This is a genomic window from Xanthomonas euvesicatoria, assembly GCF_013112235.1.
Lineage (GTDB): Bacteria > Pseudomonadota > Gammaproteobacteria > Xanthomonadales > Xanthomonadaceae > Xanthomonas > Xanthomonas euvesicatoria.
Genome location: NZ_JABFFS010000001.1, coordinates 3921860 through 3943952, shown reverse-complemented (window position 1 = coordinate 3943952; position 22093 = coordinate 3921860). Strand labels below are relative to the sequence as shown.

At 66.9% G+C, this 22093-nt stretch carries 11 protein-coding genes; 2 read left to right on the top strand and 9 right to left on the bottom strand.

The features are described 5' to 3' along the window. Positions 1 to 177 precede the first annotated feature (177 nt). The 4 genes from HLH45_RS17000 to ptsP all read right to left on the bottom strand — a co-directional run bounded on the left by HLH45_RS17000 (position 178) and on the right by ptsP (position 6992). Entirely contained in the window at positions 178 to 1455 is a 1278-nt protein-coding gene (locus HLH45_RS17000) for a carbohydrate porin (RefSeq protein ID WP_008571275.1), read from the bottom strand. A 171-nt stretch (positions 1456 to 1626) separates the two neighbouring features. Further along, positions 1627 to 3369, bottom strand: a complete 1743-nt coding sequence (locus HLH45_RS16995; RefSeq protein ID WP_008571276.1) for a PTS fructose transporter subunit IIC — start codon at positions 3367 to 3369, stop codon at positions 1627 to 1629. Positions 3370 to 3522: 153 nt separating this feature from the next. Continuing rightward, positions 3523 to 4479 (bottom strand): 1-phosphofructokinase, encoded by a 957-nt coding sequence (pfkB, locus tag HLH45_RS16990; RefSeq protein WP_008571277.1) that lies wholly within the window; start codon positions 4477 to 4479, stop codon positions 3523 to 3525. After that, a complete protein-coding gene (gene ptsP / locus HLH45_RS16985; protein WP_033478426.1) occupies positions 4476 to 6992 on the bottom strand; it encodes a phosphoenolpyruvate--protein phosphotransferase in 2517 nt (838 codons plus the stop codon). The genes pfkB and ptsP overlap by 4 nt, the downstream gene beginning before the upstream one ends. A gap of 161 nt (positions 6993 to 7153) precedes the next feature. Between ptsP and HLH45_RS16980 the strand changes: the two genes are divergently transcribed. After that, the gene (locus HLH45_RS16980) at positions 7154 to 8152 is read left to right on the top strand and encodes a LacI family DNA-binding transcriptional regulator (protein WP_008571279.1); all 999 of its coding nucleotides are present in this window, start codon (positions 7154 to 7156) and stop codon (positions 8150 to 8152) included. A gap of 344 nt (positions 8153 to 8496) precedes the next feature. On the opposite strand, the gene HLH45_RS16975 is transcribed toward HLH45_RS16980, so the two are convergent. From HLH45_RS16975 to HLH45_RS16965, 3 genes are read right to left on the bottom strand one after another with little or no spacing between them, the layout of a single operon-like run. Continuing rightward, complete coding sequence (locus HLH45_RS16975; RefSeq protein WP_011347809.1) at positions 8497 to 11667, bottom strand: multidrug efflux RND transporter permease subunit; 3171 nt, start codon at positions 11665 to 11667, stop codon at positions 8497 to 8499. Positions 11668 to 11679: 12 nt separating this feature from the next. After that, positions 11680 to 12987, bottom strand: coding sequence for an efflux RND transporter periplasmic adaptor subunit (locus HLH45_RS16970; protein WP_008571361.1), 1308 nt, complete (start codon positions 12985 to 12987; stop codon positions 11680 to 11682). A gap of 14 nt (positions 12988 to 13001) precedes the next feature. Then, positions 13002 to 13661: a TetR/AcrR family transcriptional regulator gene (locus tag HLH45_RS16965; protein WP_008571360.1), complete on the bottom strand. Its 660-nt coding sequence runs from the start codon at positions 13659 to 13661 to the stop codon at positions 13002 to 13004. Between the two features lie 278 nt (positions 13662 to 13939). On the opposite strand from HLH45_RS16965, the gene HLH45_RS16960 reads away from it, so the two are divergent. After that, positions 13940 to 18949 (top strand): NAD-glutamate dehydrogenase, encoded by a 5010-nt coding sequence (locus tag HLH45_RS16960; RefSeq protein ID WP_008571359.1) that lies wholly within the window; start codon positions 13940 to 13942, stop codon positions 18947 to 18949. 229 nt (positions 18950 to 19178) lie between these two features. Here the strand turns inward: HLH45_RS16960 and HLH45_RS16955 are convergent, their stop codons facing one another. Both HLH45_RS16955 and HLH45_RS16950 read right to left on the bottom strand, forming a co-directional pair. Continuing rightward, positions 19179 to 20606: a DHA2 family efflux MFS transporter permease subunit gene (locus tag HLH45_RS16955; RefSeq protein ID WP_008571358.1), complete on the bottom strand. Its 1428-nt coding sequence runs from the start codon at positions 20604 to 20606 to the stop codon at positions 19179 to 19181. A 479-nt stretch (positions 20607 to 21085) separates the two neighbouring features. After that, positions 21086 to 22072 (bottom strand): HD-GYP domain-containing protein, encoded by a 987-nt coding sequence (locus tag HLH45_RS16950; protein WP_008571357.1) that lies wholly within the window; start codon positions 22070 to 22072, stop codon positions 21086 to 21088. Between the last annotated feature and the right edge of the window lie 21 nt (positions 22073 to 22093).

Here is a 22093-nt window from a genome sequence, read left to right as displayed (position 1 = left end):
CTCGCGTGCGGTCGCGCCTAAGCGGCTCATCGAACTCATTGGCCAAATCCGGCAAATGCCCAGGCCAACCGAGTCGACGCAATGCGTTGCACTGCAGTAAGTGCAACGCACCCACCACCCACTGCAGGCAATGGTGCCCGCCAAGCATGCGCGCAACGCGCGCAGCTTCTCTGCGGCTCACAGATTCCAGTCGATCCGCATGCCCGCGATCAACGCGTTCTTCAGATCGTTGGTGCGGGTCGGTTCGTTGAACTGGTCGGGGTTGATCACGTAGTGCAGGTTCGGGGCGATGCGCAGGCGCTTGGTGACCTGGATGCCGTAGCTGAGCTCCATCATGATCTGGTTGTCGGCGGGGGTGCCGGTGCCGCCGGCGGAGGCGCGGGCCAGGCGCAGGTTTTCGATCGCTTCGTCGCTGTATTTCTGCTGGGTGATCACGAAAGCGATGTTGTCCTGCGGGCGGCTGGCGAAGGTACCTTTCTGCACCAGGCCGAGCTGGATGAAATGGTCTTCGATGGCTTGGCCGCCGGTGCTCTTGAGCATGGCGCCGAAGACGGTGAGGCCGCGCGTACCCGACGGGTCGGGGTTGGTCACCTGCTGTTCGAAGCGGGCGAACATGCCCGAGCGGCCTTGCTTGTTTTCATAGCCCAAGCCGCTCAGTACGGCCGGGTTGCCATTGCGGTCGCGCAGCGGGTCGGTGTAGTCGGAGTTGTCCTGCCAGCCGCCCAGTTCGTACATGGCGGCCATGCTGCCGTCGCCACCCTTGTTCTTGTAGCCACCGGCATAGGGCACCACCACGCCGGTGGTGTCGTTGGTGCTCCAGTTCAGGCCGTGCTGGCCGTCCTGTGCCTGGATGGGGTTGACCTCGTAGGCGCCGACATGCAGATAGACCTTCGGTGTGACCCAGGCGGTGGCATGCGCGGCCCAGCTGGAGACCGGCCAGTAAGTGAAGTTGCTGGTGCGGAACACGAAGGTGGGGTTGCCGCAGGCCGAGTTGCCCTGGAAGTACTGGCACAGGTCCGAGCCCAGGAAGTGGATGTTGGCCACGCTGCGGCCGGCTTCCAGTTCCAGACGGTCGTTGAAAAGTTTCTGCAGCAGGGTGAAGTTGGCCAGGCGCGTGCCCTGGCCGCCGTAGATTTCCTGCACCGAGGTGCTGTTGCCGATGCTGCTGTTGGCCAGGTTGGTGCCGTGGCGGTTGCTGACGTACAACTTCACCGTGGCGCCGTTCCAGCCGAACAGGCGGTCCATGTCGACATCGGTGCCGACCATCAACTGGCCGGCGTAGGCGTCGCCGCTTTTGCGGCCGCCGTCGATCATCGAGGCGGCTTCGCCGGTGTAGCCCAGCTTGAGCTTGAAGGCATCGGCGGCATCCTGCGCGTGGGCGAGCGGGGTCAGTGCCAAGGTCAGCGACAGGCACAGCAGGCGGGGGCGGGCACGGCGGGGGGCGAGAGCGGTCATGGCAGGACTCCGGACAAAAGGGCGTGGCCGTGGTGGCGAACGCGACAACATGTGGGTGGGCATGCCGCTGGCAGCGCACCTGGGTGCGCGCAGCGGTGAAGCAGGTCAGGGGCGCGCGGGAAAACGCGGGCGCGTCAGGTGCGGCGGCAGGTCCGTGCCGCCGGAGGTGCCTCAGGCAACGACGTCGGTCACCGGCTTCTTGAGCAGGCGCAGCGCGATGGCCGTGACCACCACACCGACCACCAGGGCCAGCACGTAGTTGAGCAGGTGGGTGACGGCGTTGGGGATCAGCAGCACGAAGATGCCGCCGTGGGGTGCCTTCAATTCGGCACCGGCGGTCATCGAGATGGCGCCGGCCACGGCCGAGCCGATCACCAGCGCCGGGATGGTGCGCAACGGGTCGCGCGCAGCGTACGGGATGGCGCCCTCGGTCACGAAGGCCAGCCCGAGCACGCCGGCGGCAGTGGCCGAGCCGCGCTCTTCCACGGTGAAGCGGTTGCGGAACACCCAGGTCGCCAGCGCGATGCCCAGCGGCGGGGTCATGCCGGCCACCATGGCAGCGGCCATCGGGGTGTAGACCTGGCTAGCGATCAGGCCGGTGGAGAACGCATAGGCCGCCTTGTTGACCGGTCCGCCCATGTCGAAAGCCATCATGCCGCCGAGCAACAGGCCCAGCAGCAAGGCGCTGCTGCCCTGCATGCCGCGCAGCCAGGCGGTGAGCCAGGCCAGCAGGTCGGCCACGGGCTGGCCGAACACGTACATCATCGCCAGCCCGACCAGCAGGGTGCCCAGCACCGGCAGGATCAGCACCGGCTTGAGGCCTTCCAGGTTGCGCGGCAGCTTGATGTAGCGGTTGAGCGCCGCCACGCCGTAGCCGGCGATGAAGCCGGCAATGATCCCGCCGAGGAAACCGGCGTTGAGATTGGCCGCGACCAGGCCGCCGATCATGCCGGGCGCGATGCCGGGGCGGTCGGCGATGGAGTAGGCGATGTAACCGGCCAGGGCCGGCACCATCAGGGTGAAGCCGGCCTTGGCGCCGATCTGGAACAGCGACCAAGCCAGCGTGCCCTGGTGCGCATCGTCGCCGGCGTAGATGCCGCCGAGGGCAAATGCCAAAGCAATCAGCAGGCCGCCGGCAGTGACGAACGGCAGCATGAACGAGACGCCGGTCATCAGATGCTTGTAGGCGCCGGTGCGGCCGGTGCCCTTGTTCGCGGTGCCGCTGGCGGCGGTGCCGGTGGCAGGAGTCGCGCCGCCCTGCACGCTGGCGTCGGCCAGCGCCTTGTTGATCAGCGCCGGGCCATCGTTGATCGCCGGCTTGGTGCCGCTCTTGAACACGCGCTTGCCGCCGAAGCGGGCCAGGTCCACTTCGCGGTCGGCCGCGATGATGACCACGTCTGCTGCGCGGATTTCGTCGTCGGTGAGCGCGTCCTGCGCACCCACCGAGCCCTGGGTTTCCACCCGCATCTGGTAGCCGAGTTTCTTGGCGGCCTGCTGCAGGCCTTCGGCGGCCATGAAGGTGTGCGCGATGCCGGTAGGGCAGGAGGTGATGGCGACGATGCGCTTGTTGCCGCTAGCGGTGCCACCGGGATTGCCGGCGACGGCCGGGTCGGCGTGTGCGGCCAGCTTGCCGATCGCAGCGGCTGGGTCGTCCAGCACCGCGCCCAGGCTCAGGCGCACCAGTTGCGCATCGCCAAAGCGGGTGGTGTCGGCATCGGCGTCGCCGACCACCAGGACCTGGGCGGCACTGCTGGCGAGTTCGCCCGGCAAGGCGCCGAGCACGCCCTGGTCGCTGCGGATTTCGATCGTCACGCGACGGCCGGCGGCAGTGGCCGCGCGGCGCAGCGCTTCGGCCGCCAGGACGGCTTCGGTACTGCGTTCGCCAGCGGCGATGACCACGATGGAAGAGGACATGGCAAAACTCCTGCTGTGTTGCGGTCGCCGGTGTTGTCGGCGGGGGGAATTTCAAGCGTTATGCGTGGCGGTGACGCGCGCGATCTGCCGCGGCATGCAACTGCCGGCCCGACGGCCGCCTGGGTGCATGCATCGGCAGTGGCCAATGGCGGCTCATGACAGCATTTCGATCACGACCTTGGTTGCGGCGCGGCGCACGCCCTCTGGCGTAATCCGGCGCGCGTCGCCGCTTTCCAGCCGGCACATCGAAAACGCCGTGGCCAGCCGTGCGCACTGCTCCAGCGTGGTCGCGGCATCGAGCGAGGCGGCGGCCAGGCCGGCCACCATCGCATCGCCTGCACCCACGCTGCTGCCGTGCGCCAGGCGTGGCGGGCGGGCGATCAGCCGCTGGTCGCGTTGCACGAACAGGGCGCCTTCGGTGCCCATCGAAATGACCACCAGCTGGATGCCGCGGGCGATCAGTTCGTGCGCGGCGGCGCTGAGTGCGCCGCGATCGTTCAACGGGCGGCCGGTCCAGGCTGCGAGTTCGTCGCGATTGGGCTTGACCGCGTACGGCAGCGCCTGGCGCGCGGCTTCCAGCGCTCTAACCAGCGGCATGCCACTGGTGTCCAGCAGCACGCGCGCACCGGCCGCGCTGGCCTGGGCCTGCAGTCGCGCCCAGCTGTCGTCCGGCAGCCCGGCCGGCAGGCTGCCCGACAGCACCACCGGCAGGCCGGGGCGCAGCAGGGGGGCGAGATGGTCGGCCACGCCTTGCAGGTGCGCAGGCCCCAAGCGCAGGCCGGGCAGGTTGATGTCGGTGGTGTCGTTGCTGCGCGCGTCGACCAGCTTGAGATTGGTGCGGGTTTCGCCGGCCACGCGCTGGCAGTGATCGGCAATGCCGCGTTCGCGGAACAGCGCTTTGAACACGCCGGCGTTGCCGACCCCGAGCACGCCCAGCGCGGCAACCTGGCTGCCCCAGTCGGCCAGGCACGCGGCCACATTGATGCCCTTGCCGCCGGCATCGTTGCGCACGCTGCTGGCGCGGTGCACGGCGCCCGGCTGCAGGTGTTCGAGCTGGATGGTCTGGTCGATCGCCGGGTTCAGCGTGACGGTGATGGCCTGCAGGCTCATGCCTTGTCCTCGCGCTTGGCTTCCAATGCGCGCACCTGTTCGGCGGTTTCGCAGGCCAGCGCCTGTTCGGCGAGGTGTTGCAGCTGGCTCAACGCGGCGCCGCGCAGGCGTGCCTTGACCGCCGGGATGTCGTTGGGCGTCATCGACAATTCCTGCACGCCCAGGCCGGCCAGCAGGCTGGCGCCGAACGCATCGCCGGCCAGGCCGCCGCAGACGCCGACCCAGCGATCGTGCTTGCGCGCACCGTCAATGGTGCTGCGGATCATGCGCAGCACCGCCGGGTGCAGGCTGTCGGCTTCGGCGGCCAGTTCCGGATTCTGGCGGTCGATCGCCAGCACGTACTGGGTGAGGTCGTTGGTGCCGATCGAGAAGAAGTCTGCGTGGCGCGCCAGCACGTCGGCCTGCGCGGCGGCGGCCGGCACTTCGATCATGATGCCGATCGGCACCTCCGGTGCGTCGAGGTCGGCGCGGAGGCGTGCGCAGATGGCGCGCAGCGCCACCAGTTCCGGCACCGAGGTGATCATGGGGAACATGATCGACAGCCGCGCCCCGTCCTTGGCGGCGCGATACAGCGCACGCAGTTGCGGCTCCAGCAGGTCGGGGCGACGCAGCAGCAGGCGCGCGCCGCGCACGCCCAGGAACGGGTTTTCTTCGTGCGGCAATTCCAGATGCGCCACTTGCTTGTCGCCGCCGATATCCAGCGCACGCACGATCAGCGGGCGGCCATCCAGCGCCTGCGCCATCGCCAGGTAGGTGGCATGTTGTTCGTCTTCGCTGGGCGTGCGGCCGCTTTCCAGGAACAGGAATTCGGTGCGCATCAGGCCAACGCCTTCGGCGCCCTGGGTCAGCGCCATCGCGACCTGGTCGGGCAGGTTGACGTTGGCGCCGATGTCGATGTGGTGGCCGTCGGTGGTTTCGGCCGGCAACGCGCGCTGCGCGGCTTCGCGCTCGCGGATGGCCTGCTGCTCGGCGATATGGGTGCGGGCCGCATCCAGATCCTGCTCGGACGGGTCGATGTACAGGCGCCCGCTGCTGCCGTCGATGATGGCGGTGACGCCGTCTTCGATCTCCAGCAGCTGGCCGCCGGCCGCGACCAGTGCCGGCAGGCCGAGCGTGCGCGACAGGATGGCGGTGTGCGAGGTCGGCCCGCCCTGCGCGGTGGCCAGGCCGAGCACGCGCGCGGTGTCCAGGTTGGCGGTGTCCGAAGGCGACAGGTCGCTGGCGAGCAGGATGCACGGTTGGTTGGGTAGGTCGGTGAGTCCGGCGCCGGCGGCGGCCGGGTCGAGCTGGGCCAGCACGCGGCGGCCGACATCGCGCAGATCGGCCGCGCGGCCGGCCAGTACCGGGTTGCCGAGGGCGGCCAGGCCGGAAGCGATCTGTTCCACCGCCTGGTGCCACGACCACGCCACGCCGTGACCTTCGACCATCAGCTGGCAGGTGCGGGTGATCAGGTCGGTGTCGTTGAGCAGTTCGGCCTGGGCCTTGAAGATGGCCGCGTCCGAGGCGCCGAGCCGGCGCTGGGTGTCGTCCTGGATCGCCGCCAGTTGCTGGCGGGTGCGGGTCAGTGCGTCGTGCAGCAATGCGCCGCCATCGCCCAGGCCGACCGGTTGATCGGCGACCTCGGTCTGCGCGGCGCGCAGGCGGTGCACGATGCCGATCGCCACGCCCGGGCTGGCGCCGATGCCGACGATGGCCGGCTGCGCCTGCGGCGGCGTCCAGCCGGCCACCGGGGCGGCGCGGCGTTGCGCGGCACGCTCGGCATCGGCTTTTTCCTGCGCGGTGAGGCTGTCCATGACGGCGCGCAGGCGCTTGAGCAGTTCCGCTGCGTCGCTGCCTTCGGCCGACACGGTGATGCTGTCGCCGGCACGCAGGCCCAACTGCAGCAAGCCGACCAGGCTCTTGGCATCGGCGGCCTGGTCGCCGGCGCGCACCTGCGCACGGGCCGAGAAGCCGCGCGCGGTTTCGGCCCAGCGGGTGGCCGGGCGCGCATGCAGGCCGCTGGGGTAGGCGATGGTCCATTCGAATGTTTCGGCCAGATCGGTGGCCGGCGCGGCATTGGTCTCGGGCGCGCGGTCGCCGGTGAGCGCGGCGACGATCACGCCGGGGTCGTCGGTGCTGAACAGCGTTTCGAGCTGGGCCGGGTCCTGGATCAACCGGGTCAGCCGGCGCAGCAGGGTGATGTGGGTATCGGACTGCGCGGCGATGCCGACCACCAGCCGGGTGATCTGGCCGGGGTTCCATTCCACGCCATCGGTGAGCTGCAGCACCGCGATGCCGTCGCGGCGCACCAGGTGGCGGTCTTCGCCGACGCCGTGCGGGATCGCCAGGCCGTGGCCCAGGAAGGTATTGGCCAGGCCTTCGCGCCGCCGCATGCTGGCGTCGTAGCCCGGCGCGACGCAGCCGGCCGCGACCAGCAACTGGGCGGCCTGGGCGATGGCGTCGTCCTTGTCGCGGGCAGAAGCGCGCAGGCGCACAAGGTCGGGGGTGACGGGGGCGGGCGACGGAGAGGACAAGGCGGGCTCCGGATGAGGTCGGGCTGGGAAGTATAGTGGGAACGTTCCCACGATCCAGGTCAATGTGCGGTGCACAAAAACGCTGTAGTGCTTTCGGGTTAGCATCAAGACCGACACCGCGCCTGGGTCAGGGTGCGCAAAATGGAGCGGGAACGGTCCCAGTGAGTATCAGCATCAATGACGTGGCCCGCGTGGCCGGAGTGTCCAAGTCCACGGTGTCGCGCGCGCTGGGCAGCGGCCCGGTCAGCGAGGAAGTGCGTGCCAAGGTGGAAGCGGCGGTGCGCCAGACCGGCTATCGGCCCAACCTGATGGCGCGGCGATTGCGATCCCAGCAATCCGGCATCCTGGGGGTGATCGTGGCCGACATCCGCAACCCGTACTTCACGGCGCTGATCCGTGCGGTGGAAGAGGTCGCCTACAGGGCCGGTATGCGCGTGACGCTGTGCAATACCGATGAAGATCCCGAGCGAGAGGCGCTATACCTGGAGTTGATGCAGGAAGAACGCATCACCGGGCTGATTTTTGCGCCGACCCGGGTCACGGTGGGGCGCATGCACGAGCTGGCGCTGGATTACCCCACCGTGCTGGTGGATCGCGCCGGCCCCGGCAGCCGCTACGACAGTGTGGTGCTGGATAACGGCGCGGCCATGGCCGAGCTGGTGGCGCATCTGCAGGCGCAGGGCTACCGGCGCATCGGCGGGCTGTTCGGCAGCACCAGCACCACGGCGGCCGAGCGCCGCGATGGTTACCTGGCCGCGATGCGCGCGCAGGGGCTGCAGCCGGATTACCGCGAAGTGGCGCCCACCGCCGAGGCGGCGATTGCCGAGTTGGGTGCATGGCTGGCCAACGACCAGCGGCCCGAGGCCATCGTGACCAGTAACAGCCTGCTGCTGATGGGCGCACTGAAGGCTGCACGCACCGCCGGCCTGCGCCTGCCGCAGGATCTGGCCCTGGCCGGGTTCGACAACGAGCGCTGGACCGATCTGGTCGAGCCGGGCATCACTGTGGTCGAGCAGCCGGTGGAAGACATGGGCCGGGCGGCGATGTCGCTGCTGCTGGAACGGTTAAGCAATCGGCAATTGCCGATCCGCCGCTTGGTCATGACTGGACGTTGCGTGGTGCGTGGGTCGACTGCTGCGCGTATGCCGGGCGTGGTGTAGAGCGGCGGCGAGGGTCTGTTGGGTGCGGTGGGTTTGACGGGAATGCGTTCGCGCCCGAGTGCGCTCCTACAAAGAGGGCCGTCTGCCGTGGATTGCGGACCTGCGCGATGCCGGCGAACCGGAGGTGTCACTTGCCGTGATTGTTCAGGCCCCTCGCGCCGATCACTGCAACCTGCCGACATCGCCGTCTCGTAGGAGCGCACCTGGGCGCGACGGGCGTTTTCGGTAGTGCGTTCGCGCTCCGGTGCGCTCCTACAAGGGGCGGATTCGCAATGGTTTCCACCGATGCTGCACAAAAAAAGCCCCGGCATTGCCGGGGCTTTGATTTGCATCTACTGCCTGACTCAGCGATCCGGGCGGTGGGTTCCGCCATCGTTCTGCACGGCCAGATATTCCTTGGACTGCTCGTCCAGCTTGTCGCCCAGCATGCGGCGCACCACCACGAAGAACAGCGGGATGAAGATCACGCCGAGCACGGTGGCGAACACCATGCCGCCGATCACGCCGGTACCGATGGAGTGACGCGAGTTGGCGCCGGCACCGGTGGAGATGGCCAGCGGCAACACACCCAGGATGAACGCGAACGAGGTCATCAGGATCGGGCGGAAGCGCAGGTGCGCCGCTTCCAGCGTGGCCTCGCGCAGGGTCTTGCCCGCCGCACGCTGCTCCACTGCAAATTCCACGATCAGGATCGCGTTCTTGGCCGCCAGACCAATCACCGTGATCATGCCGATCTTGAAGTACAGATCGTTCGGCAACCCGCGCAACATCGAGAAGGTGATCGCGCCCAGCACGCCGATCGGCACCACCAGCAGCACCGCCACCGGAATCGACCAGCTCTCGTAAAGCGCGGCCAGGCACAGGAACACCACCACCACCGACAGCGCCAGCAGCAGCGTGGCCGCATTACCGGCGATGATTTCCTGGTAGGACATGCCGCTCCAGTCGAAACCGAAGCCCGGCGGCAGATCGTTGTTGACGATATCTTCCATCGCGCTCATCGCCTGGCCGGAACTGCCGCCCGGAGCCGGGTTGCCGACGATGTTCACGGCCGAATAGCCGTTGTAGCGGTTCAGGGCCGGCGAGGCGTAGTTCCACTCGGCCTTGACCACGTTGCTCAGCGGGATCATGGCCGGCTGACCGTCGGCACCGGTGGCCGTGGCGCTGGGGGTAAAGAAGTTGCGCAGCGACTCGGGGCCGGCGCGGAACTGATCGTCGGCACGCATGTTGACGCGCTTGATGCGGCCCTCGGCGAAGTAGTCGTTGACGTACACCGGCGCCAGCATCAGCTGGATCGAGCTATAGATATCGCTGACATCCAGGCCCATCGATTGCGCCTGCACGCGGTCCACGTGCAACTGCAGCTGCGGCGAGTTTTCCAGGCCGTTCGGACGCACGCCGACCAGGGTGTCCTGCTTCTCCGCCGCCTTGCCGAGCACGATGTTGCGCGCATTGATCAGCGCTTCCTGGCCGGCACCGGAACGGTCCTGCAGCCACATGTCGAAGCCGCCGAACTGCCCCAGGCCCTGCACGGTGGGCAGGTTGACCACGAAGATCTGCGCGCCCTTGATGCCGTAGAAGGCGCCATTGAGTTGCTGGATCAACTGCTCGGCAGTGACGTCGCGTTCTTCCCATGGCTTGAGCCGGATGAAGCCCATACCGACGTTTTCGCCCGAGCCCAGGAAGCTGAAGCCGGCGATCTGCAGCATGCCTTCCACGGCCGGCTGCTTCTCCAGCACCGCACGCATTTGCGCGAACGCCTCGTTGGTGCGGATCTTGGTCGCGCCCGGCGGCAGCTGCACGATGGCCACGGCAAAGCCCTGGTCTTCTTCCGGCAGGAAGCTGCCCGGCATGCGCGTGAACAGGAAGCCGCACAGCACCACCAGCGCCACGAACGCGATCATCCATGGCGGCGAGCGCTTGAGGGTATGGCCCACCACGCCGACATAGCGATGCGCCAGCTTGTCGTAGTACTTGTCGAAGGTGCGGTAGACCCAGTTCTTCTTGGTCGAGTGGGTCGACTTGAGGAACGCGCCGCACAGCGCCGGCGTGAAGCTCAACGCCAGGAACGCAGAGAACCCCATCGACATGGCGATGGTCAACGCGAACTGCTTGTAGATCGCACCCGAGGCGCCGGGCTGCAGCGAGGAGGGGATGAACACCGCTGCCAGCACCACGGTGATGGCCACCACCGCGCCGGTGATCTGGGTCATCGCCTTCTGGGTGGCCGCCTTGGGCTCCAGGTGCTCCTCGCTCATGATGCGTTCGACGTTCTCGATCACCACGATCGCATCGTCCACCACGATGCCGATCGCCAGCACCATCGCAAACAGCGTCAGCTGGTTGATGGTGAAGCCGATCATGTACATGCCGAAGAACGTGCCCAGCAGCGCGACCGGAATCACCAGCGTGGGAATCACGGTGGCGCGGAAGTTCTGCAGGAACAGCAGCATCACCAGGAACACCAGCACAATGGCTTCCACCAGCGTGTGGATCACTTCCTCGATGGAAATGCGCACGAAGGTGGTCGATTCGTACGGCGCAAACCAGGTCACGCCCTGCGGGAAGGTGGGCTGCAGTTCGTCGAGCTTGGCGCCGACCGCCTCGGACACGTTCAATGCATTGGCGCCCGGCAACAGCTGGATACCGAAGGCACCGGTGGGCTTGCCGTTGTACTGGGTGTCGAAGCCGTAATTGCTTGGCCCGACGGTGACGCGTGCGACGTCTTTCAAACGCACGGTGGCGCCATTGTTGTCGGTACGCAGGATGATGTTCTCGAACTGCTCGGGCGAGCTGAAGCGGCCTTCCGCCGACACCGTGGCGGTGAAGCTGATGCCTTCCGGGGTCGGGTCGGCGCCCACCGAACCGGCAGCGAACTGCACGTTCTGGTTACGCACCGCGGTCAGCACCTGGGTCGCCGACAGGTTGTAGCCCTGCAGTTTCTCCGGGTTCAACCAGATGTTCATCGCGTACTCGGCGCCGAACTGGTTGGTGCTGCCCACGCCGGGCACGCGCGAGATCTGCTCGAGCACGCGCGAACCGACGATGTCGTTGAGCGCGTCGCGGTCGATCGAGGGGTTGTCCGAGCGCAGTGCGGCCACCATCAGGAAGCCGGCGTTGGCCTTGGCCACCACCACGCCCTGCTGGGTCACTTCCGAGGGCAGGCGCGGCGTGGCCAGCGACACCTTGTTCTGCACCTGCACCTGCGCGATATCCGCGTCGGTGCCGGTTTCGAAGGTCAGGGTGATGGTCACGCGGCCGTTGGCGGCCGAGGACGAGTTGAAGTACAGCAGGTGGTCGATGCCGGTGAGCTGCTGTTCGATGACCTGGGTCACCGCCTTTTCGGCGGTGTCGGCGCTGGCGCCGGGGAAGTTGGCGGTGACGGTGACCTGCGGCGGGGCGATCGTCGGGTACGACTCGATACCCAGATTCAGGATCGAGATCACGCCCGCAAGCGAGATCAGGATCGCCACCACCCACGCAAAGACCGGGTGTTCGATAAAAAACTTAGGCATGTCCGGGTTCCGTCACTGCTGCTTGGACTGGGAGTCGGCCGGCTGCGCGGCCGCATCCTGCGTGAGCTGTTGCTGGGCGGCCGGCGCCGCTGCATCGGCCTTGTCGGCGGACGGTGCGGCTTTCGCGTCGCCGCCCTGTGCCGCGCCGGGCGCCGCGCCCGCTGCGCCGGGCTGGCCGCCTTGTGCCGGCTTGTTCGGATCCCACGGCACGCCCTTGGCCGGCTGCCCTTCCTTGGCCTTCTGCACGCCATCGACGATGACCTGATCGCCCGGGGTCATGCCGCCGGTGACGATCCACTGGCCCTTCTGCTGGCCGTCGACGGTCAGGTTCTTGCGGACCACCTTGCCGTCCTTGCCCAGCACCAGGGCGTAGGGTCCGGTGGCATCGCGCTGCACCGCCTGCTGCGGCAGCAGGTAGGCATTGTTGCGCTGGCCCAGGCTGGCCTTGAAGGTCACGAACGCGCCTGGCAGCAGCGATTGTTCGGGGTTGGGCAGGGTGGCGCGCAGCGACACCGCACCGGTGCTCGGGTCCACCGTCACCGCAGACACGTCCAGCGTGCCGGGGTGCTGGTACTGCGTGCCGTTGCCCAGCTCCACGTTGATGGACGACTTGCCGTCGCCGCTCAGCTGCACGTTGCCGTTGCTCTGCGCCTGACGCAGGGCGGCCAGTTCTTCGCTGCTCATGGCGAAGTTCACGTACAGCGGGTCGATCTGGTCCACGGTGGTGAGCAGGGTGGCTTCACCGGCACCGACCAGTGCGCCTTCGGTCACGCGCTGAATGCCGGCGCGGCCGGTGATCGGCGAGGTCACGGTGGCGAAGCCGAGCTGGATGCGCGCAGCTTCGACCGCGCCGCGCGCCTGCTGCACGTTGGCCCCGGACGAACGCTCGTTGGCTTCGGCGGTGTCGATGTCGGCGCGCGAGACGTACTGCTGCGGCGCCAAGCTGCGTGCACGCGTCGCGGCGATCTTGGCGTTGGTATAGGTCGCTTCGGCGGCGGCCAGCTGGCCCTGCGCCTGCAGCAGCGTGGCCTTCAGCTGCGAGGGGTCGATCTGGAACAGCGGCTGGCCCTCTTTGACGTTGGCGCCTTCGGTGTACAGGCGCTTGAGCACCACGCCGTCCACGCGCGCGCGCACGTCCGCCGAACGGTACGCCGACAGGCGGCCGACCAGGTCGCGTTCCAGCGGCAGCGTCTGCGGCTTCATCTCCAGCACCGAGACTTCCGGCGGCGGCGGTGCCTGCTGTTGTTCGGGCTTGCTGCAGGCAGCCAGCGCCACGGTGATGGCACAGGCCAGGCCGAATGTGCGGAGCGGGGCAATCATCAGGGGGAACTCCGTTAGGGTCTTGAAGTGAGAAGCGAAGGTGGTGGCGACGTCGGCGCGGCAGGAGCCGGAGCAAACGCACGCAGGAAGGTGTCCACGGCGAACTGCGCCCATTGCTGCCTGGCGGGAAGGCCGGCGCGATGGGGGACTTGAAACCGTTGGCGGTCGAAATCCAGCCCGACGATCATGCTCAGCAGCAGTTCGGCCATGAAGTGCGGATCGTCATGCCGCAGTTGGCCGGCGTCGATCGCCTGTTCGAAGCGATGCGCCAGGCGCTGCTGCATGCCGACCACGCCGTCGTGGAAGATCTGCTGCGACTGGTCGGGAAACCGGTGCGACTCGGCCTCCACCAGACGGCAGGTCTGTAGCACATCGGGGTTGTTCAAACGGTCAAGATGGGCCAGCGCGAAGGCCAGCAGATCTGCGCGGAGATCGCCCGAGACCGTGCCTAGCGGCCCGGCCGCCAGGTGCACGTGGTCCTGCAGCACGTCGCGCAGCAGGTTTTCCTTGCAGCCGTAGTAGCTGTACAGGGTCTGCTTGGAACAGCCGGCCCGCTCGGCCACCGCGTCCATGCTCAGCCGCATGCCACGCTCGGCAAGCAGCGCATGCACGGCCGCATGGATGCGGCGGTCGCAGTCCGAACGCCGGGCAGCACGGTGGGAACGAGGGATCATGGCGGTAGACTATACCGTCCAGTTTAGTTTTTAAACAGGCTTGACGGCCGCAGCGTTGTCTGCACAACGCCTTCTGTGCCAAGCCTTTGGCCGGACTTTGCCGGTTGTGGCGGTCCAGCCCCGCCTTCCCGCCGCTGCGTTCTCGTCGCTACATGGATGTCGTGCTTTTGCATGCCGCCGGGGGCGATCGTGGGCCGCACATTTGCGCTATGCAGCAAGGCGTCGTCACCGCGCACCGGTACAATTCAGGTTTTCCACCGAGCATTCCAGCTCTACTCATGACAGCCAAGAAAGCCGCTTCGAAATCGTCCACGACGTCGGTCAAACCGGTCGCCGAACGTGCCGTCCCCGTGCTTGCCACCGAACCGCAGGCGGTTACCCTCGAGCCGGTGTTTGCCGCGTTGCGCAAGCGCTACCCGGCCGCCCGTCAGGCCGAAGTCCAGGCGTTCGCCGCCGACTTCTACCGGCGCATGGAGGAAGACGAATTCCCGAACCATCCGCCGGAGCAGTGGGCGGCGCTGGCATCGGACATGCTGGAGTTCGCGCGCGCGCGCAAGGCCGGCACGGTCAACGTGCGTGTCTTCAACCCGACCTTGAAGAGCCACGGCTACGAGTCGCCGCATACCCTGCTGCAGATCGTCAACGACGATATGCCGTTCCTGGTGGATTCGGTCAGCATGACCCTGGCCGACCTGGGCATCGGCGTGCACGTGCTGGGCCACCCGGTACTGCGCATCGCGCGCGACAAGTCCGGCAAGCTCACCGCAGTGGGCGAGGGCAAGGGCGAATCGCTGATGGTGCTGGAGATCGACCGCCAGCCGCCGGAAGAAATGCCCAAGCTGGAAGCGGCCGTGCGCAAGGTGCTGGCCGAGGTGCGCGCCATCGTGCAGGACTGGTCGGCGATGCGCGAGCGCATGGTCATGCTGGCCGACGATCTGGCGACCCGCCGCCTGCCGATCGACGACATCAACCGGCACGAGGCGCAGGAGTTCCTGCGCTGGGCCGCGGCCGACCACTTCACCTTCTTCGGCTACCGCGAGTACCGGGTGGAGAAGCAGGGTGGCCAGGATGTGCTGGCACCGCTGGAAGAGACCGGCCTGGGCCTGCTGCGCGGTCGCGACACCTCGCCGGCGCGTCCGGTGACCACGCTGGCCGCGCATGGCCTGAATGCCTCGTCCAAGCTCAAGGATGCGTTGATCCTGACCAAGACCAATGCACGCTCGCGCGTGCATCGGGTCGGTTACATGGATTACATCGGCATCCTGGAATTCGACGCCAAGGGCCGCATCGTCGGCGAGCAGCGCTTCCTGGGCCTGTTCACGTCCAGCGCCTACAACCGCCGCCCCTGGGAAATTCCGCTGGTGCGTCAGCGCCACGAATACGTGATGAGCAAATCGGGGCTGACCCCGAGCAGCCATAGCGGCAAGGCCTTGCGCCACATCCTGGAAACGCTGCCGCGCGAGGAGCTGTTCCAGTCCAACGAAGAAGAGCTGTACCGCACCGCGATGGGTATTCTCGGGCTGCAAGAGCGTGTGCGTAGCCGCCTGTTCCTGCGCCGCGACAAGTACGGGCGTTTCATCTCGGCGCTGGTGTACATCCCGCGCGAACGCTTCAACACCGATGTGCGCCTGCGCATCGAAGCCTTGTTGAAGGATGCGCTGCACGGCGAATACATCGACTCCAGCGTGGTGCTGGGCGAATCGCCGCTGGCGCAGCTGCACCTGATCGTGCGCCCCAAGAGCGGCGAGGCGCTGGAGTTCAACACCACCGAACTCGAATCGCGGCTGGCGCACCTGCTGCGCAACTGGCGCGATGCCCTGCGCGAGGCGTTGGTTGCGCGGCATGGCGAGGCCAACGGCCTGCGCATGGCGGCCAACTTCGGTCGCGCACTGCCGGCCGGCTATATCGAAGATTCCTCGATCGAATCGGCGGTGTCCGACGTCGAGCATCTCGCCTCGCTGGATGGCCCGGACGACCTGCATCTGAGCCTGCAGGAAATCCGTCGCGACGACGGCATGCGTCTGGACGCGGGCGAAGGCCTGCGCCTGAAGCTGTACCGCCAGCTCGACGACATTCCGCTGTCCGATGCGATGCCGATGATGGAAAACATGGGCCTGCGGGTGATTTCCGAGCGGCCGTATCGGCTGCAGGTCGGCGACACCCCGGTCTACATCCAGGATTTCGAGGTTGAATCGACGTCCGGCAAGATCAATGCCGCACACGCCGATGCCAGCTTTGGCGAAGCGTTCGAGCGCATCTGGAACGGCGATGCCGAAAACGACGGCTTCAATCGCCTGATCCTGGCGGCCGGCCTGCATTGGCGCCAGGTGGCATTGCTGCGCGGCTACTGCAAGTACCTGCTGCAGACGGCGGTGCCGTTCTCGCAGGCCTACGTCGAAGCCACCTTCACCCGTTATCCGTTGCTGGCGCGCCTGCTGGTGGAATTGTTCGAAGCACGCTTCGATCCGTCCACCGGCTCTGAAACCAAGGCGCAGATCTTCGCCGGCCAGGAGCGCCTGCGCGAAGAACTGTCTGCGTTGGCAGGCGGCGACGAGGCCACGCTCAAGGCGCTGGACGCCGTGCTGGAAGCACGTGGCGGCGATCGCAACGCGCAGCAGGACGCTACCCGCGCCACCTTGCTCAAGCTGATGGACCGCGTCTCCAGCCTGGACGAGGACCGCATCCTGCGCAGCTTCATCGATGTGATCGATGCGACCTTGCGCACCAATTACTACCAGACCGACAAGAACGGCAAGCACCCCCACTGCATCAGCTTCAAGCTGGATTCGGCGCGCGTGCCGGACCTGCCCAAGCCGCGTCCGTATCGCGAAATTTTCGTCTACGGCCCGCGCGTGGAAGGCGTGCATCTGCGCTTCGGCGCAGTGGCGCGTGGCGGCCTGCGCTGGTCTGACCGCCGCGAGGATTTCCGCACCGAAGTGCTGGGCCTGGTCAAGGCGCAGATGGTCAAGAACACTGTCATCGTGCCGGTCGGCGCCAAGGGCGGTTTCTACGTCAAGCGCTCGCCGGTCGGCGGTGATCGCGATGCCATCCAGGCAGAAGGCATCGCCTGCTACAAGCTCTTCATCCAGGGCCTGCTCGATATAACCGACAACATCGTCGGCGGCAAGATCGTGCCGCCGCCGCAGGTGGTGCGTCACGATCAGGACGACCCGTACCTGGTGGTCGCGGCCGACAAGGGCACCGCCACGTTCTCCGACATCGCCAATGGTCTGGCGCTGGACCACGGTTTCTGGCTGGGCGACGCCTTCGCCTCCGGTGGCTCGGTTGGCTACGACCACAAGGGCATGGGCATCACCGCACGCGGCGCGTGGGAATCGGTCAAGCGCCACTTCCGCGCCATGGGCCGCGACTGCCAGAGCCAGGACTTCAGCGTGGTCGGTATCGGCGACATGTCCGGCGACGTGTTCGGCAACGGCATGCTGCTTTCAAGACATATCCGCCTGCTGGCCGCGTTCGATCACCGCCACATCTTCCTGGACCCGAACCCGGATGCAGCGGTGTCCTTCGCCGAGCGCGATCGCCTGTTCAAGTTGCCGCGTTCCAGCTGGGCCGATTACGACGCCAAGCTGATCAGCGCCGGTGGCGGCATCTATCCGCGCACGCTCAAATCCATCGACATCAGTGCACCGGTGCGCGAAGCGCTGGGCCTGGACGCCAACGTCAAGCAGCTCTCGCCCAACGAGCTGATGAACGCCATCCTCAAGGCGCCGGTGGACCTGTTCTGGAACGGCGGTATCGGCACCTACGTCAAGGCGGCCAGCGAATCGCACGCCGATGTGGGCGACCGCGCCAACAACGGCCTGCGCGTCAACGGTGGCGAGTTGCGCTGCAAGGTGGTGGGCGAGGGCGGCAACCTGGGCCTGACCCAGCTGGGGCGTATCGAAGCGGCGCAGACCGGCGTGCTGCTCAACACCGACTTCATCGACAACTCGGCCGGCGTGGACACCTCCGATCACGAGGTCAACATCAAGATCCTGCTCAACGACATGGTGCAGGCCAAGAAGCTGACCTATGACGCGCGCAACAAGCTGCTGGCGTCGATGACCGATGAAGTGGCCGATCTGGTGCTGTGGGACAACTACCGCCAGAACCAGGCCATCAGCCTGATGGAGCGCATGAGCGTCAAGCGGCTCGGCTCCAAGCAGCATTTCATCCGCACGCTGGAACTGCAGGGCCTGCTGGATCGGCAGATCGAGTTCCTGCCCTCCGATGCCGAGCTGTCGGCACGCAAGGCGCGCGGCCAGGGCCTGACCCGGCCGGAGCTGTCGGTGTTGTTGTCGTACTCCAAGCTGGTGGCGTTCCAGCAGCTGCTGGAATCGGACATTCCCGAAGACCCGTACCTGTCCAAGGAATTGCAGCGCTACTTCCCGCAGCCGCTGCAGAAGAAGTACGCCGATGCGATGGAGCGTCACCGCCTCAAGCGCGAGATCATCGCCACCGCGGTCACCAACACCACCATCAATCGCATGGGCGCCACCTTCCTGATGCGCATGCAGGAAGACACCGGCCGTAGCATCGGCGAGGTCGCCAAGGCCTATACCATCAGCCGCGAAACGCTGGATGCGCGCGCGCTGTGGACGCAGATCGATGCCCTGGACGGCAAGGTACCCGAGTCGGTGCAGATCGACGCGCTGGAAGTGATCTGGCGCCTGCAACGCTCGTTCGTGCGCTGGTTGCTGCTGCGCCCCGGCCAGATGCCCGGCATCACCGCGGCGGTGGAGCGTTACCACGGCCCGTTCAACGACATCCGCGTGGCGTCGGGCGTGCTGTCGGACGCACAGCGCCCGCAGTACGAAGCCAGCGTGCAGGAGTGGCAGGACAAGGGCCTGACCCCGGCACTGGCGCAGCAGTTGTCCGAGCTGCGGTATCTGGAACCGGCCTTCGACATCATCGAAACCGCACGCACCCGCAAGCTCAAGCCGGTGGACGTTTCCAAGGTGCATTTCCGCCTGGGCGAAGCGCTGCGGCTGCCGTGGCTGTTCGAACAGATCGACGCGCTGGAGGTCAACGGCCGCTGGCATGCCGTGGCACGTGGCGTGTTGCGCGACGAGCTGGCCGCGCATCAGCGTGCGCTGGTGGGCCAGGTGCTGACCATGTCCGGCAGCAGTGCCGAGGACAAGGTCGCCAACTGGATGGCGCGCGACGATTCCAGCCTGCGCTTCACCCTGGCCATGCTCGCCGACGTCGCCGAGCAGAAGACCCTGGACTACCCGACCGTGTCGGTGGCAGTGCAGCGGTTGGGCCAATTGGCTGCGCACGGGGTGTAAGTGGCCTAGTGCCGCGGTGGCGGAGCGAACGCTTCGCTATCGTGGTGGTCGCGACAGCGCCGTGATTGAGTCGATGCAGAGGCCGCCTCCGGGCGGCCTCTTGCGTGCAGGGCATGGTGCACGGCGTACGCCCACGTGCCCTGAGTGCGGCGCCTGGTGGATGTCCAGGCGCTATGTTGTGCGGCTCAAGCACAGGGCCAGCATACGGCGCCCTGCAGGCGGGCCTGGCTTACGCCCGATGCCCGCTCATTTCCTGCCCGGCGTGCTTGTCGAAGCGTACGTGCCACCAGGTGGCGCTGAGCGAAATCAGGCTGACGATGCAAAAGGCCAGCGAGAAATCGCTCTGATGCGGCGTTGCGTGGCCGCCGGCCAGCATCGCCAGGTTGAGGATCATCGCGCCAGCACACACGCCGACCGAGAGCATGAGTTGCTGCAAGGTCGTATACAGGCTGCTGGCGCGGCTCATGCGCGCGGCCGGTACGTTCTCGTAGGCGATGGTGTTGTAGGCGGCAAATTGAAACGACATGAAGGCGCCGCAGCACAGCAGCAGGCCGAACATCAATGCCGGCGGCCAATCGGGGCGGAAGAACGCGCACACCATATAGCCCAGGCTGGCGAGTACGCCGTTGCCGATCAGACTGTTGCGATAGCCAAAGCGACGCAGCAATTGCGGGGTGATGCTGCGCATCAGCAGTGCGCCGAGCGCGGTGGCCAGGATCAACCGGCCGCTGTGCGCGGCGCTCATGCCGAAGCCGATCTGAAACAGCAAGGGCAACAGAAATGGCTGCGCACCCTGGGTGATGCGCATTAGCGCGCCGCCGATCACCGACAACCGGAACGAGGCGATGCGCAACAAGCTCAGGTCCAGCAGCGGAGCGGGGTGGTGACGTGCGTGCCAGAGATAGCCCAACCCAGCGCTGCCGCCGATCGCCAGCAGCCAGCTGGCTTCGCCGATGCCGTTTTGCTGGCTGACCATTTCCAGGCCGAACAGCAGGCAGCCCAGTGCGGTACCGCACAGCACGAAGCCGCGCAGATCGAAACGCGCCGGCGTCGATTCGGTGGGAATCTCCGGAATGAAACGCCGCACCAGCAGGAAACCGGCAATACCGATCGGCACGTTGATGTAGAAGATCCAGCGCCAGTCCAGGTACGAGACGAAAAAACCGCCCAGCGGGGGGCCGAGCATCGGGCCGATGAAGGCCGGCACCAGTGTCCAGGCCATGGCCGACACCAGGTGGCGTCGTTCCACCGTGCGCAGCAGGATCAGCCGGCCCAGCGGGGCCATCATGGCGCCGCCCGCACCTTGCAACACACGTGCGGCGACCATGGTGGGCAAGCTGTCGGCCAGCGAACACAGGATCGAGCCACCGACGAATACCCAGATGGAGGCGCCGAACACGCGGCGCAGGCCGAAGCGGTCGGCGATGGCGCCACTGGCCGGGATCAGCACCGCCAGCGCCAGCAGGTAGCTGGTCATGGCGATGCTCATGGCCGGCGCGGCCACGCCGAAATCGCGCGCCAGGGTCGGCAGCGCGGTGGCCAGCACGGTGGCATCCATCTGCTCCATGAAGATGGCGCACGCCAGGATCAGCGAGATGATGCGGTAATCGGGATAACGCGGCGGCGTAGCGCCTGCCTCGGACACGCTGGAGGACATCGGACTCTCGGTTGCGGGGCCGCGCCGCCTGCGCGGCAGACGACAGCAGGAGCGGCCCGCGTCGCACGGTGTTGTGCGGCGCAACATAGGTATTGTCTGCTGGTGTGGGGCGGGGTTCAAGCGCACGTGGGTAACAGTCCGTGCTTGTGGATGCAGACGCGGCGTCTTGCTGGCGGGTGTTGGCGTGATGCAAAACGTGGCGGCTAACGCGGCTGGCGCTGACGTGAGCGCGCGATGGCGATGTGGGATGCGCGAAGTGATATATCGTGGGGTGGTTGTCCCCGAGCTGCCCGCACCCCCATCCGGCGCGACGCGCCACCTTCTCCCAGAGGGAGAAGAATCAAGATGCGGCACGCGGACAGTGATCGCGGCTGGGGAACGCCCCTCTCCTGCGGGAGAGGGGTTGGGGTGAGGGTAAGGCGAAAGACAGCCCACCTGACATCGCGAATGGGCGGTTGCCTGACCTGCCCAAATCAGCGCTAGGCCGCAGGGCTGTCCCAAGCGTCCTTGATCTGCAGAATCTGCGGCAACGCGTCGTGGAAATGCTGCACCAGGCGCGGTTCCAGTTGCTTGCCTGCCATGCTGTCGAGCTTGCGCAGGGCGTCTTCCACCGTCCAGGGCGCCTTGTAGGCGCGTCGTCCGCAGAGCGCATCGAAGACGTCGGCCACCGCCACGATGCGTGCCGATTCGGGAATCGCCTCGCCCGACAAGCCTTGCGGATACCCGCTGCCGTCCCAGCATTCGTGATGATGCAGCGCGATTTCCGCTGCCAACTGAAACACCGGACCGCGGCCGTGGCGCAACAGGTCATGGCCGGCTTGCGGGTGCTGGCGCACCACCGAGCGTTCGTGTTCGTCCAGCGAATCGGGCTTTTGCAGGATGCTGCCTGGCACTGCGATCTTGCCGGCGTCGTGCAACGGGGCAGCGTCCTGCAGAGTCTGCGCCTGCTGCGGCGACCAGCCCACCGCCTCGGCCAGGACACGCGCATACACCGCCATGCGCCAGATATGCGCGCCGGTGTCGGCGTCCTGGCCCTGGCCGGCGGTGCCGAGCAGATGGATCGCCTCGCGGTATTGCTGGGCAAGGCGTGCGTTTTCGGCCAGCTTCAACTGGGTACCGATGCGTGCCTTGAGCAGCGCAGGCGAGTAGGGCTTGCTGACGTAATCGGCCGCGCCCGCTTCCAGCCCGAGGCGTTCGTCGTGTTCGCTGTTGCGCGAGGTCACGAACAGGATGGGGATGGCGTTGCTGGACGGCTGCTGCTTGAGCGCGCGCGCCACCGCATAGCCGTCCATGTCGGGCAATTCGACATCCAGCAGGATCAGCTTTGGGGCGTGGCGGCTGACCGCATCCAGGGCTTCGCCGCCGGATTTGGCGAATACCAGCGCGAAGTCATCGCGCAGCAGCTGGCGCAGGGTGGCCAGGTTGCTGGACTCGTCGTCGACACAGAGCAGGGGGCGGGACGGCATGGTGATCCTTGCCAGACGCTC

Coding starts and splice junctions, on each gene's coding strand:
- HLH45_RS17000 (WP_008571275.1), bottom strand. CDS start 1,455: ATGACCGCTCTCGCCCCCCGCCGTGCCCGCCCCCGCCTGCTGTGCCTG.
- HLH45_RS16995 (WP_008571276.1), bottom strand. CDS start 3,369: ATGTCCTCTTCCATCGTGGTCATCGCCGCTGGCGAACGCAGTACCGAA.
- pfkB (WP_008571277.1), bottom strand. CDS start 4,479: ATGAGCCTGCAGGCCATCACCGTCACGCTGAACCCGGCGATCGACCAG.
- HLH45_RS16975 (WP_011347809.1), bottom strand. CDS start 11,667: ATGCCTAAGTTTTTTATCGAACACCCGGTCTTTGCGTGGGTGGTGGCG.
- HLH45_RS16970 (WP_008571361.1), bottom strand. CDS start 12,987: ATGATTGCCCCGCTCCGCACATTCGGCCTGGCCTGTGCCATCACCGTG.
- HLH45_RS16965 (WP_008571360.1), bottom strand. CDS start 13,661: ATGATCCCTCGTTCCCACCGTGCTGCCCGGCGTTCGGACTGCGACCGC.
- HLH45_RS16960 (WP_008571359.1), top strand. CDS start 13,940: ATGACAGCCAAGAAAGCCGCTTCGAAATCGTCCACGACGTCGGTCAAA.
- HLH45_RS16955 (WP_008571358.1), bottom strand. CDS start 20,606: ATGTCCTCCAGCGTGTCCGAGGCAGGCGCTACGCCGCCGCGTTATCCC.
- HLH45_RS16950 (WP_008571357.1), bottom strand. CDS start 22,072: ATGCCGTCCCGCCCCCTGCTCTGTGTCGACGACGAGTCCAGCAACCTG.